The sequence below is a fragment of the Roseateles sp. GW821-FHT09G03 genome, from assembly GCF_059416045.1.
The window spans coordinates 161466-174901 of record NZ_JBWKOK010000005.1 but is presented as its reverse complement, the minus strand read 5'-3'; the positions used below and the strand labels follow the sequence as shown (position 1 = coordinate 174901).

Here is a 13436-nt window from a genome sequence, read left to right as displayed (position 1 = left end):
ATCGTGGAATGGACATCCGGTTGACGACCTCGGGCGGTTCGAGCCCGCCTTGATTCAGAGATCGAAGAGGTCGTCCGGACTGGGGGGCATTGTTGCAATGCCGCACGGGCGGCGGCCATCAGGGTTAAGGAGAGTGCAAAAACGTGTGAACGGCCTGGACGGTGGACACCGGGTCCTCCTCCTGGGGGACATGCCCTAATCCGGGGAAGATTTGCACGGAGCTGTGCGCGATGGCGAGGTGGAAGCGCTCGGCCGCGGCGGGGGGGATGAGGCGGTCCTTGCCGCCCCACAGGATGAGCGTCGGGGCCTGGATGCGCGGCAGCAGATCGGCATGCTGGCCGGGCGCACGCTGTGCCAGGCGTTGCGTCAATGCCTCGCGGTTGCCTTCGCGCAGCGTCAGTTCGAAATAGCGGTCCACCAGGGCCGCGGAGACCTTGGACGGATCGCCGTAGACCTCGCGCAGGCTGCGGTCCACCAGCGGTCGCGGCAGGAACACGCCGGCCAGCCAGTGCAGCACGCGCGAGTCGGGCACGCGGAAGCCTGCGGGCACCGCGTCGCTGCGGACATCGAGCCCGCCGGCGTCGACGAGGATCAGTGCGGCGACCTGGTCGGCATGCCGCGCGGCGTACAACCAGGCCAATCCGCCGCCCATCGAATTGCCGCCGAGGACCATGCGGTCAATCTGCAACTGTCGGAAGAACGACAACAGGAACGAGTCATAGGCATCGTCGCTGTAATCGCCTAGGACGGAAGGACCGGTGAGGCCGAAGCCCGGCAGGTCGAGCGTGATCACGCGGCGCGTCGCGCTGAGCGACTTCGCCCAGCCCTCCCAAGTGTGCAGGCTCGCGGCCGTGCCGTGCAGCAGCACGATGGGCGTGGTGTCGGTCTTCGGGCCCTCGTCACGGAAGTGGACCAGCTGGACCTGCCCGCCGGGCAGCTTCAGTTCGAGGAAGTCCGACGGCGGCGGCGCCCAGCGGGCGACCAGGCCCTCCAGCGGCCGTTCCGGCGCCCGGAAGGCCATCGCGAGCAGGGCCGTTGCCAGCACGGCGAATCCCAGCAGCTTCATCAGCCGGGCGCCGAGGGTGGGACGCTCGGTCATCCGCTCGATCATTCGACGACGGAGTCGGGCGAGGGCGCCAGTTCGGGGTCGACCGCGCGGCGCTCGTCGAAGACGAAGCAGTCGCCGTGGTAGTGCGCGTTGCCGACTTCCTCGAAGTATTTGAGGATGCCGCCCTCGAGCTGGTAGACCTTCGCGTCGAGGCCGTGGCGGACGGCTTCCTGGTCCAGGTAGAGCGCGGCCTTCTCGCAGCGGATGCCGCCGGTGCAGTAGCTGACGACGGTCTTGCCGTCGAGCTCGGCGCGGTGAGCCTGGAAGGCGTCGGGGAATTCGCTGAACTTCGTGATGCGCCAGTCGATCGCGTTGTCGAAGGCGCCGACATCGACTTCGAACCCGTTGCGCGTGTCCAGCGTGACGACGGGCCGGCCTTCGTCGTCATGGCCCTGGTCGAGCCAGCGCTTCAAGGTCTCCGCCGGTAGCGCGGGCGCGCGCGGCGCCTGGTCCGGTCGGATGGTCGGGTGGTTCATCCGGATGATCTCCGGCTTCACCTTCACCAGCAGCTTGCGGAAGGGGACGTCATCGCTCCAGCTTTCCTTGGGCGCCAGCGCGGCGAAGCGCCGGTCCTCGCGCAAGGCATCCACCCAGGCCTTCACCGCGTCCGCCGGGCCAGCCAGGAACAGGTTGATGCCTTCCTCCGCGATCAGCACGGTGCCCTTCAGGCCCAGCGCCTGCGCACGCTCGTGCAACGTGTCCCGCAGTACCTCCGGTGTGTCGATGGCGACGAACTGGTAGCAGGAGATGTTGAGGATGGTCTTGGGGGCGGAATCGGTCGGGACAGCAGTGTTCATGCCGTTGCGGGGGCTTGTGGCCGCGCAGGGTCAGGAGAACGGAAGATTGTAGGCGGGGCGGGAAGAGGGCCTGCGCGTGGCCAGGCGCGGGCACTCCACGATGCAGGAGGCCTCGCGTCCGCGAACCTCCAGCATCATTCCGGCCCCAGAGGCACTCGCTGACCTTGCCGGCGCTTCGCGCCGGTTTCTCATCTGCGGGTCTCGGGGGACTTGGGCTCATTGAGCTTCACATCCGGCGCGGGCACGGGCTTGATCCGCACCGGCACGGCGGCACTGCAGAGGTCCGTGTAGCCCGGGCTGTGGACGAACCAGCCGCCGCGGTTGCGGCGCGCGTTCAGCAGTTCGGTCCAGGTCGGCGTGTCGGTGCGCAGCACCTGCAGGGCAGGGCGCTGCTCGGCCGGCAGCGCGGAGGCGAGCGAGACGCGCTCGATGCCCAATCGCTGCTCCGGCTTGTCGTAGAAGCCCATCGCCGCGCCGCCGCGCGGCAGCGCGGACAGGAACTCCATGCCCTTGAGCACGCGGCCGACCACCGTGATGTTGAGGTCGAGCCCGCGCGGCGCGTGGCCGATCACGGCGTAGAGCTCGGCGCCCGTGCTGGAGTCCTTCGCATTGCCGCGACCGGCACCGACGGTGCCGTAGCAATGCGCCAGCCAGGCCTGGCCGGTCTTCGGATCGGCGGCGGCCGGGAAGCCGTCCACCTGTCCCGCGCGCGGCGCCCAGCCCTCGACATCCGGCAGCACCGTCATCGGCACGCCCTTCAGGGGGATCGAGAACTCCGCCGGAAGATGGGATTTGGCGCCGGCGGGGAAGGGCTTGCCCTTGCCCTTGAGTCCGGTGTCCTCGTCGTCCGCATTGGGGTCGCCCCATTGGGTGACGAAGTTGTCCTGCACGCGGACGATGGCCAGTCCGTCGTAGTAGCCGCCGCGGGCCAGCGCGCGGATGTTGTCGACGTGCGCCGGCGCGAAGCGCGGCGCCAGTTCGATGAAGACCTGACCCTGCGGCAGCGCCATCACCAGGAGGTTGTCGGGATCGACGTCGCGCCAGACGGAGGCGGGCGCGGTGGCGAGGATGTCGGCGCTGCTCCGGGGCGGCTGGGCGGGCTTCTTGGCCGCTGCCGTCGACGTCGCTGCGGCCTTGGCCGCGGGTTCCGCCGCGAGAGACAGCAGCGGCGCGCACAGCGCCAGGGCGGCCATCAAAGGCAGGAGGGGCAGGGCCTTCATCGTCGTCTTGCTCATCGTCATCCGGGCGCTCCGCGAGAGTGTTCGATGGGGGGCGAGCATAGCCTTCTTACAATCGCCCGATGGCTTTCGTTCACCTCCGCTCCCACACCGAGTTCTCCGTCGTCGACGGCACCCTGCGCATCGATGACGCCGCCGCCGCGGCCGCCAAGGACGGCCAGGTCGCCCTGGCCCTGACCGATCTCGCGAACATGTTCGGCGGGGTGAAGTTCTACAACGCCTGCCGCAAGAAGGGCGTGAAGCCCATCCTCGGCGTGGAGGCCTGGCTGGAGCCGGAGGCTGTCGACCGTCCGCCGTCGCGCGTGCTGCTGCTGGTGCAGGACATCCAGGGCTATCTGAACCTGAGCGAGCTGCTGTCGCGCGCCTGGATCCAGAACGTGCAGCGCAACCAGGCGCTGCTGAAGCTGGAGTGGATGCAGGAGCTGAACGCCGGCCTGATCTGCCTGGGCGGCATGCAGTTCGGCCCGGTTGGCCAGGCGCTGATCGCCGGCGACGAGGCCCGCGCGCTGGACGTGGCGCAGCGCCTTGGCGCGATCTATCCGAACCGCTTCTACATCGAGCTGCAACGCGCCGGCCTGCCGGGCCAGGAGGCGCTGCTGCGCCAGCTCGTGCCGCTGGCCGCCAAGGCGGGTCTGCCGGTGGTGGCGACGCACCCGATCCAGTTCCTGGGCGAAGAGGACTTCGAGGCCCACGAGGCACGCGTCTGCGTGGCCGACGGCGAGACGCTCGCCAATCCGAAGCGGGTCAAGCGTTTCCTGCCCAGCCAGCATTTCAAGAGCCAGGCGGAGATGGAGGCGCTGTTCGCCGACATCCCGAGCGCCATCGCCAACACGGTGGAGATCGCGAAGCGCTGCAGCCTGACGCTGGTGCTGGGCAAGCCGCAGCTGCCCAACTTCCCGACCCCGATCCAGGCCGACGGCACGCCGATGCCGATGGAGCAGTACTTCCGCATGCTCTCGCACGAGGGCCTGGAGGACCGGCTGCAACTGCTGTACCCCGACCCCGCGAAGCGCGAGGCGGTGCGCCAGCGCTATGTGGACCGGCTGGAGTTCGAGCTCGAGACCATCATCAAGATGGGCTTCCCCGGCTACTTCCTCATCGTGGGCGACTTCATCCGCTGGGCGAAGAACAACGGCTGCCCGGTGGGCCCGGGCCGGGGCTCGGGCGCGGGCTCGCTGGTCGCGTACGTGCTGCTGATCACCGACCTGGACCCGCTGCAGTACAACCTGCTGTTCGAGCGCTTCCTGAACCCGGAACGGGTCTCGATGCCCGACTTCGACATCGACTTCTGCCAGGGCAACCGCGACCGCGTCATCGAGTACGTCAAGGACAAGTACGGCCGCCCGGCGGTGAGCCAGATCGCGACCTTCGGCACGATGGCGGCCAAGGGCGCGCTGCGCGACATCGGCCGCGTGCTGGGCATGGGCTTCGGCCACGTCGATTCGATCGCGAAGCTGGTGCCGGCGCCTCCGGGCAAGACGGTGACCCTGGCCAAGCTGCCGCCGGACTTCGATCCGGACAAGGCCAAGATGGTCTACGCGCGCCATGAGTCGCCAGAGATCGAGGAACGCGAGGCGCAGGACGAGGAAGTCGCCGGCCTCCTGGAAATGGCGGCGCGCGTGGAGGGCACGGTGCGCTCGATCGGCATGCACGCTGGCGGCGTGCTGATCGCGCCGGGCAAGATCACCGACTTCTGCCCGCAGTACCAGCAGCCGGGCTCGACCTCGGCGGTCAGCCAGTACGACAAGGACGATGTCGAGGCCATCGGCCTGGTGAAGTTCGACTTCCTGGGTCTGGCGACGCTGACCATCCTCGAACTGGCCAAGGACTTCATCGTCGGGCGCTATCCCGAGGCGGCGGACTTCGCGTTCGAGACCATCCCGCTCGACGACAAGCGGACCTACAAGCTGTTCTCCGACGGTCTGACGGAGTCGGTGTTCCAGTTCGAATCGAGCGGGATGCAGCGCATGCTGAAGGACGCGAAGCCCTCGCGCCTGGAAGACCTGATCGCGCTGAACGCGCTGTACCGGCCGGGTCCGATGGACCTGATCCCCAGCTTCGTCGCGCGCAAGCACGGCAAGGAGGTGGTCGAGTACCCGCATCCGCTGGTGGAGCCCGTGCTGTCCGAGACCTACGGGATCATGGTCTACCAGGAGCAGGTGATGCAGACCGCCCAGGTGCTGGGCGGCTACTCGCTCGGCGGCGCGGACATGCTGCGCCGCGCGATGGGCAAGAAGAAGGCCGAAGAGATGGCCATGCACCGCGACCTGTTCCGGAAAGGCGCGGCGGAGAAGGGCATCGACCAGGACAAGGCCGACGAGGTCTTCGACCTGATGGAGAAGTTCGCGGGCTACGGCTTCAACAAGTCGCACGCGGCCGCGTACTCGCTCCTGGCGTATCACACGGGCTGGCTGAAGGTGCATTTCACGGCGGAGTTCTTCGCCGCGAACATGACCATCGAATCGGACGACACCGACAAGCTCAAGGTGCTGATGAACGATGCCAAGCTGTTCGGCATCGAGTTCGAACCGCCCAACATCAACCTCGGCGTCGGCCGCTTCGAGCCGATGGCCGCGGACGAAGGCACCTCGAAGACGGTGGCCAAGGAAGGCAAGGCTGGCACCACGCCGCGCGCGCGCAAGATCAACTACAGCCTGGGCGCGATCAAGGGCACGGGCGCGGGCGCGATCGAGGCGATCGTGCGTGCGCGCACCGAGGGCGGACCGTTCACGAGCTTCTTCGACTTCTGCGCGCGCGTCGACCGCAAGGCGGTCAACAAGCGCGTGGTGGAGGCGCTGATCAAGGCCGGCGCCTTCGACGCGCTGCACGCGAGCCGCGCGCGGCTGCTGGCGAGCGTCTCGCTGGGCTACACCTATGCGGACAATCTGGCGCAGAACGTCAACCAGGGCGGGCTGTTCGACTTCGACGGCGGGCACGGCTCGTCGACGGCGGAGCCGGATTTCGTCGAGGTGCCCGAGTGGGGCATCAAGGAACGGCTGAGCCTGGAGAAGACGGCGATCGGCTTCTACCTGTCGGGGCACCTGTTCGACCAGGCGGAGACGGAGCTGCGCCGGATGGTGAAGCGCCGGATCGTGGACCTGCAGGACAGCCGCGAGCCGACGACGGTGGCGGGCATCGTGTCGGACATGCGGGTGATCAACGGCTCGCGCGGCCGCGTGGCGATCTTCAAGATCGACGACAAGACCCATGCGATCGAGGCCGTGGCCAACGAGGAGATGCTCAACGCCAACAAGGAGCTGCTGGCGGAGGACGAGCTGATCATCGCGGTGGGCAAGGTGCAGAACGACCGCTTCTCGGGCGGGCTGCGGATGAACGTGCAACAGGTGTTCAGCCTGGCGGCGGCGCGGGCGCGGTTCGGGCGTTATCTGCGCACGGCGCCGAACCTGCCGGCGGCCACGGTGCTGGAGCTGGTGAAGAGCTGGCCGGCCAAGCGCGTGGAGACGGAGCAGGGCGTGCTCAGCCAGGGGCTGGAGCTGCGCATCCCGATCAAGCGCAACGGCGCGATCGCGGAACTGGGCCTGGGCGGCGCGGGCAAGTTCTGGCCCAGCGACGAGGCCCTGGAGCAGCTCAAGCCGGCGGAGATCGTGTACGACGCGGGCGGTTGAGACGGCGCGCCTCGGCGCGCTTCCCCGGGCCCGCGGATCCGCTTCGCGGCCCTGGCAACGCATCGCCGGAAACGCGTTGCCCGGAAACACCACCATCCCCCATTTGACGGGTACTCGGGTGACACCACGTCGGGGGTGTCAGGCGTAAGCTGGCACCATGCAGGATGCCAAGCCCCGGACCGGCCTGATCCTTACCGGAGGAGGCGCGCGCGCGGCCTACCAGGTCGGCGTGCTGGCCGCCATCGCGCAGCTGCGCCGCGACGCCTGCACCACCGGCGACAACCCCTTCCAGGTGATCTCGGGCACCTCCGCCGGCGCGATCAACGCCGCCACGCTCGCCTGCCAGGCCGACGACTTCTGCTCCGCCGTCGACGGCCTCATGTACATCTGGCAGAACATCCACGTCAACCAGGTCTACGCCGCCGATTCCTTCGGCGTCATCCGCTCCGGCGCGAAGTGGCTCAGCATGCTCTCGCTCGGCTGGGCGTTGAACCGCTGGCGCCGCACCCGCCCGCGCAGCCTGCTCAACAACACACCGCTGCGCGGCCTGCTGGCCCAGTGGATCAAGTTCGACCGCCTCGACGAGATGCTCGCCAAGGGCTACATCGACGCGCTCGCGGTGACCGGATCGAGCTACACCTCCGGCCACCACGTCACCTTCTATCAGACGCATCAGCAACGCGATCCCTGGGTCCGCACGCAACGCATCGCGACCCGCATCCCGAAGCTCTCGATCGAGCACCTGGTCGCGTCCTCCGCGATCCCGTTCATCTTCCCCGCCGAACCGCTGGAACTCGGCGGCGAGGTCGAGTGGTTCGGCGACGGCTCGATGCGCCAGACTGCGCCGATCTCGCCGGCCGTGCATCTGGGCGCGGAGAAGGTCCTGGTCATCGGCGCGGGCCGCATGCACGAGGCCGGCGGCGAGGGCCAGCACGGGCCGATCCCCACGGGACATCCCAGCCTTGCGCAGATCGCGGGCCATGCGTTGTCCAACATCTTCCTGGATGCGCTGGCCGTCGACATCGAGCGCCTCAAGCGCATCAACAGCACGCTCGCGCTGCTGCCGGAAGAGGCGCTGCGCAACACGCCGCTCAAGCCGATCGAGGCCCTGGTCATCGCGCCGAGCCGGCCGCTCGACAGCCTCGCCGCCGAGCACCAGGGCGCGCTGCCGCCGCCGATCCGCGCGCTGCTGCGCAGCGTCGGCGTGTCGGGCGAGGGCGCCACCGCCAGCGGTTCCGCGCTGGTCAGCTATCTGCTCTTCGAGCCCGAGTACACCAACGAACTCATCACGCTGGGCATGTCGGACACGCTGGCACGCCGCGCCGAGATCCAGAAGTTCTTCGACTGGCCCGCGCAGGCGCCGCAGATGGACCCCGCCGCCATGCGCAAGCGCGCCGGCGGCTTCGCGCTGCAGGTGCCGCCGAATCCCCCGGGACCGCCCCGCCTCGTGGCGTCATCGGGGGCGTGAACGGGGCCTGAACGGGGAGCTCAAGGCCGGAGGAGACAGGGCCGGTACGAGCCTGGACCCGCCTCAGGTCGTCAGCCGGAGCTCCGCCAAAAGTCCCCCTTCCGGGCGATTCGACAAGGTCAGCGATCCCCGCTGTCTCAGCGTCAGTTCCCGCGCGATGTAGAGCCCCAGCCCCGCGCCGCCGGTATGCCGGTTGCGCGAATCCTCCAGGCGGTAGAACGGTTCGAATACGGCTTCCAGCTTGTCCGCCGGAATGCCGGGGCCGGGATCGGTCACGCGCAGCCAGGCGCCTTGCGCGTCGCGCCCCACCCGGACCTCCGCGTTGCCGCCATAACGCACCGCGTTGCCGATGAGGTTGCCCAGCACGCGCCTCAACGCCATCGGCTGTCCCTTCGCCAGCACCGGCTCTGCGTGCTCCCGTTCGCTGCCGTCATCGAAAGTCACTGGCATGGCCTGCTCGATCAGGTCGTCGGTCAGCGCTTGCGCGAGCGCGCCGAGGTCGACGTCCACGAGCGGCTCGGCCGCGCCCGGGCCGTCGCCGCGGAACAGCTCCATCACCGCGTCCACCAGCGCATTCATCTCGCGGATGTCCTCGACGGAGCGCTGGCGCTGGATCTCTTCGATGTCCAGGGTCTCCAGCCGCATGCGCAAGCGCGTCAGCGGCGTGCGCAGGTCGTGCGAGATCGCCGCCACCATCAGGCCGCGCTCGTTGAACTGCCGCCGCAACTGGCGCGCCATGGCGTTGAAGACCTGGGCGCTTTCGCGCACTTCCAGCGTGCCGCGATGCTCGTCGAGCAGCGGCAGGCGGTCCTGCTTGTGCAGCGATTGCCCAAGCTCACGCGACGCCCGCACGAGGTCGCGCATGGGACGCGACAGCCAGCGCGACGCGATCCACGCCGCCAGGCCGGTGACGAGCAGGCGGATGCCGTAATCGAGCGTCAGTTCCCACGCGGTGAGCGCGCGGAACGGGCCGCGCCATGGCGGTTGCGGTCCCTGCGGCCCTTGCGGCTGAACGCCCTGCGCCTGCGGCCCTTGCGTCTGCGGTCCCTGCATCTGCGAGGGCGGCGGCGGAAAGCCGCGGAAGTCCTCGCGCGGCGGCATCGGAGCATCGCCGGGAAGCGGCAGGTCGCGCAGCTCGGGATCGGCGCCCATGCCCTGCGGACCCGGCGCCGGTCCTGGCTCCTGCAGCCGTGGCCCGCGCACGAGCCCCGGTATCGGCGGCAGCGACGGCGCGCCGTGCATCCGCATGACGTAGGTGTCGCCCCGCGACCAGGTCACGACGCCGATCGCCAGCGCCTGCGCGACCACCAGCGTGACCCACAGCAGGAGGAAGATCCGCCGCGCGAGCGTGTCGCCGAAGGCGCGGGCCAAGCCGCCGCGGATCGCGGCGACCAGCCGCGTCATGCGATGCGGCGCGTGGTCTGGCGCGCTCAAGCCTGCACCTGCGCGTCGAAGAGGTAGCCCTCGCCGCGCATCGTGCGGATCAGCCGCGGCTCCTTGGGCGAGTCGCCGAGCTTCTGCCTCAGCCGCGAGATCGTCAGGTCCACGCTGCGATCGTTGACCTCGACGCCGGGCGCGCGCGTCAGCTCGATCAACTGCTCGCGGCTCAGCACGCGTCCCGGGCGCTCGACCAGCGCGCTGAGCATGCGGAACTCCGCGCTCGACAAGGGCACCACCACCTGCTGCGGCGAGACCAGTTGCCGCAGCAGCCGGTCGAAGGCCCAGCCCTCGAAACGGAACTCGCGGCGCGTCTGCGTCTCGTGCTCGCCGCGGCGCGCGCGGCGCCGGATCGCATGGATGCGGGCCACCAGTTCGCGCGGCTCGAAGGGTTTGGACAGGTAGTCGTCCGCGCCCATCTCCAGGCCGAGCACGCGGCTGATCGGATCGCCGTGCGCCGTCAGCATGATCACCGGCACCGACGGGTGATGCTGCTGGATCCACTGGCACAGCGTCAGGCCGTTCTCGTCAGGCAGCATCAGGTCCAGCACGACGACATCGAAGACCTGTGTCGCCATCAGCCGGCGCATCTCGCGGCCGTCGCCGGCGGTGCTCACCGCGACGCTGAACTTCTGCAGATACTCGTCGAGCGACCTGCGGATCTCCGCATCGTCGTCGACCACCAGACACCGCGTCATGCGCACCTCCACCGGCGCCACCGGCGGCATGCCGGGGCCAGCTTCGGACGATACACCGGGGCCATCGCCGTCGATGTGCGGGCCGGGCGTCGGCGACGGCGTGGCCGCCGTGGCGTTCGGCCACGAGGCACTGAACGACGGATGCTGCGACAGACGCGGCGAGGAGGTCGGCGAGGGGATGTGGCGCGGCATCGGGGGGGCGGTGGGAAGGAGTGACCTGGCAGTCGATCAGGCGGCGATGCCGACCGTCAGCGTCGCGGCATAACCGCTCGCGACGTCGCCGGTGAGCGAGGCCAGTTGCGTCGTGTAGCCATCGCTGAAGACGTTGTCGGAGGCGAAGCTGATGCGATTGAAATTGGTCAGGCTGCTGCTGTAGCCCGAGGCGGTGCTGTAGACCGTCGTGCAGACCGCCGTCGGGAAGGCGATCTGCGAGGTCTTGATCTTGTTGGCGTACGAAGTCGCGGCGCTGGCGTTGCGGTAGACCTCGAAGTGCATGTGGGGCATGCGGCCGTCGTAGCAGCCGGGGAAGATGGTCGTGAAGCTGACCGTGCCGTCGCTGCCGGTGCTCTGCACGCCGCGCAGGTAGTTCTCGTTGACGACGCTGGCGCTGTAGAGGGAGTAGCGGCCCTCGCGGTCGCAGTGCCACAGGTAGATCGCGTAGCCGGACAGGTCCGCGCAACTGCCGTTCGTGTTCACCAGCTTCAGCGTGAGGGTCAGCGGCACGCCGCCGGCCGTGCCGCTCGCGGTGACGATGCTGCTACGGATGTCGCTGCGCACGATGCCGCTCAGCGCCAGCACGTTGGCGATGCCGCTGCCGTTGCTGTTGGAGCCGTCGCCGGGATAGGGGCCGGCGGTCTCCTCGGGGATCACCGAGCAGCTCCCGGTCGAGCCGGTGGACCCCGTTGATCCGGTGGATCCGGTGGATCCCGAGGAACCCGTGTTCACGGTGCTCGTGCCGGCGTCCGAGCCGCCACCGCCGCAGCCCAGCAGGGTCAGGCCGCCGAGGCCGGCCACGCCCGCCAGCAGTCCCAGCGCGCGTCGGCGCTGCTGCAGCACCGCGAGGTCGTGCGCGAGGCCTTGATCATGGTCATGGCCGGAATCATGGGCGGTGTGGCGATGAGGCTGCATGCGGAACTCCTGGAAGGGATGCTCCGCATTGGATCGCTCGGGCTTGTCGGCGGCTTATCGTCTTTGTGTCAGCGCTGACAAGCAGCCGCTCAGTGCTGCACCTTCACCATGCCGGCGTAGACGCCGTCCCGTGCCACCAACTCGTCGTGGTCGCCGGACTCGACGACCCGGCCGTCGGCCATGACCTGGATGCAGTCGGCGCGACGGATCGTCGACAGGCGGTGCGCGATCACGATCAGCGTCTTGCGACCCTGCCATTGCTCCAGCGCCTGCTGCACGGCGCGCTCGCTCTCGGTGTCCAGCGCCGACGTGGCCTCGTCGAAGATCCACACCGGCGCGTCCTTGTACAACGCGCGCGCGATCGCCAGCCGCTGGCGCTGACCGCCGGACAGCTTGCTGCCGTTGGCGCCCACCGACGTGTCCAGGCCTTCCGGCAACGCCTGTGCGAAGTCCCACAAGGCCGCGGCGCGCAGCGCCTGCTCCAGCTTGGCGTCGTCACGGGTCTGGCCGTAGGCGATGTTGTCCGCCACCGACGCGTCGAACAGCACGATGTCCTGCGACACCACCGCGAACTGGCGTCGCAGGTTGGCCTTGGTCAGTTCATCGATGGCAACGCCGTCCAGCAGGATCTGGCCACTGTCCGGGCGCTCGAAGCCCAGCAGCAGGTTGACCACCGAGCTCTTGCCCGCGCCCGAGCTGCCCACCAGCGCCGTCGTCTTGCCCGCCGGGATGTGCAAATCCAGCGCCGCCAGCGCGTCGCGGTTCGCGCCCGGATAACGCAGCGTGACCTGCTGCAGGGCGATGTCGCCGCGCACGTCGGTCAGCTCGCGCGTGCCGGTGTCGGGCTCGGCTGGCGTGTCCAGCAGCCCGATGCAGCCGCGCGCCACGACCAGCGCGTTCGTGATGGGCTGCATCACGTCGCTCAGGTGCCGCAGCCGCGAGCTCATCAGCAGCAGCGCGGCGACGAAGGCCGCGAAGTCGCCCACGCCGGTGCCGTTCACCCGCGACTGGTAGAGCGCCAGGCTCACGATGACCGAGATGCCCACGCTCGCCATCAACTGCGACAGCGGCTGCGCCATCGCGTTGGACGCCGCCGTCTTCAGGGAACTGCGCTGCACCTCGCGCGCCCGCTCGGCGAAGCGGCGCTTCTCGTAGTCGGCCGCGTCGAAGCTGCGCACCACGCGCCAGGCGCGGGTGACGTCCTCGACGACGGAGACCAGCCGCAGTTGCGCGTCATAGGCCCAGGTGCCCATGCGCCGCACCCGCTTGTTGACCTTGCGCACGACGAAGGCCAGCCCCGGCACCGTGATCAGCGACAGCAGCGTCAGCTTCCAGTTGATGAAGAACAGGTAGCCCATCAGCGCCAGCGCCGGCAGGCCGTCGCGCAGGATGGTGACCAGCGCGCCGGCGATCAGCGTCACGACATGCTGCGGGTCGTTGACGACCTTGGTCACCGCCGTGGCCGGCTGCAGGCTCGTGTAGACGCGGGCGTCGGCGCGCAGCAGCACCTGCAGCAGCGCCGCGCGCAGGTCCATGACGGTGCGCGAGATCGTCCAGTTCAGCATGTACTGGCCGCAGAAGCTGAACAGGCCGCGCAGCGCGAACAGGCCGATCAGCACGATCGGGACCATCCAGATCGGGAAGCTGTACTGGACGTGCATGCTCGGCACCGCCGCGCCGCCCGGCAGCGTGGTCGCCGCGGCGCTCTTGCCCTGGAAACCCTCGCCGAGCGCGAAGCCCAGCAGTTGCGGGATCAGCGGCTCGGTCAGCGCCACCAGCACGAAGGAGATCACCGACAGCAGCAGCCCCCAGCGATGCGGCTTCATGAAGCGCCACAGGCGGCTCGCGGTGGGGGCGAGCGATTCGTTGTCTTTGGCGGAGGCTTGGTCGGTCATGGCGCAGGTCGGCGCCGGGCGCGACGCGCCGGCCCCGGCCA

The 13436-nt window shown here is 69.2% G+C and carries 9 protein-coding genes; 2 read left to right on the top strand and 7 right to left on the bottom strand.

The features are described 5' to 3' along the window. Positions 1-124: 124 nt before the first annotated feature. From AC07OZ_RS19395 to AC07OZ_RS19385, 3 genes are all read right to left on the bottom strand, one after another. A complete protein-coding gene (locus AC07OZ_RS19395; RefSeq protein WP_495468721.1) occupies positions 125-1099 on the bottom strand; it encodes an alpha/beta fold hydrolase in 975 nt (324 codons plus the stop codon). 8 nt (positions 1100-1107) lie between these two features. Next, complete coding sequence (locus AC07OZ_RS19390) at positions 1108-1905, bottom strand: sulfurtransferase (protein WP_495468720.1); 798 nt, start codon at positions 1903-1905, stop codon at positions 1108-1110. Between the two features lie 188 nt (positions 1906-2093). Continuing rightward, positions 2094-3146, bottom strand: coding sequence for a peptidylprolyl isomerase (locus AC07OZ_RS19385; RefSeq protein ID WP_495468719.1), 1053 nt, complete (start codon positions 3144-3146; stop codon positions 2094-2096). A 59-nt stretch (positions 3147-3205) separates the two neighbouring features. Here AC07OZ_RS19385 and dnaE point away from each other — a divergent pair, with 59 nt between their 5' ends. After that, complete coding sequence (gene dnaE, locus AC07OZ_RS19380; RefSeq protein ID WP_495468718.1) at positions 3206-6769, top strand: DNA polymerase III subunit alpha; 3564 nt, start codon at positions 3206-3208, stop codon at positions 6767-6769. A 157-nt stretch (positions 6770-6926) separates the two neighbouring features. After that, entirely contained in the window at positions 6927-8237 is a 1311-nt protein-coding gene (locus AC07OZ_RS19375; RefSeq protein ID WP_495468717.1) for a patatin-like phospholipase family protein, read from the top strand. A 63-nt stretch (positions 8238-8300) separates the two neighbouring features. Here AC07OZ_RS19375 and AC07OZ_RS19370 read toward each other — a convergent pair whose 3' ends face one another. From AC07OZ_RS19370 to msbA, 4 genes are all read right to left on the bottom strand, one after another. Further along, positions 8301-9671 carry an ATP-binding protein gene (locus tag AC07OZ_RS19370; RefSeq protein WP_495468716.1) on the bottom strand — a complete coding sequence of 457 codons (1371 nt, stop codon included), beginning with the start codon at positions 9669-9671 and terminating at the stop codon, positions 8301-8303. Then, the gene (locus AC07OZ_RS19365) at positions 9668-10564 is read right to left on the bottom strand and encodes a response regulator transcription factor (protein ID WP_495468715.1); all 897 of its coding nucleotides are present in this window, start codon (positions 10562-10564) and stop codon (positions 9668-9670) included. The genes AC07OZ_RS19370 and AC07OZ_RS19365 overlap by 4 nt, the downstream gene beginning before the upstream one ends. A 36-nt stretch (positions 10565-10600) precedes the next feature. Continuing rightward, the gene (locus tag AC07OZ_RS19360) at positions 10601-11500 is read right to left on the bottom strand and encodes a dioxygenase family protein (protein WP_495468714.1); all 900 of its coding nucleotides are present in this window, start codon (positions 11498-11500) and stop codon (positions 10601-10603) included. A gap of 89 nt (positions 11501-11589) precedes the next feature. Continuing rightward, the gene (gene msbA / locus AC07OZ_RS19355) at positions 11590-13395 is read right to left on the bottom strand and encodes a lipid A export permease/ATP-binding protein MsbA (protein WP_495468713.1); all 1806 of its coding nucleotides are present in this window, start codon (positions 13393-13395) and stop codon (positions 11590-11592) included. Positions 13396-13436: the final 41 nt, after the last annotated feature.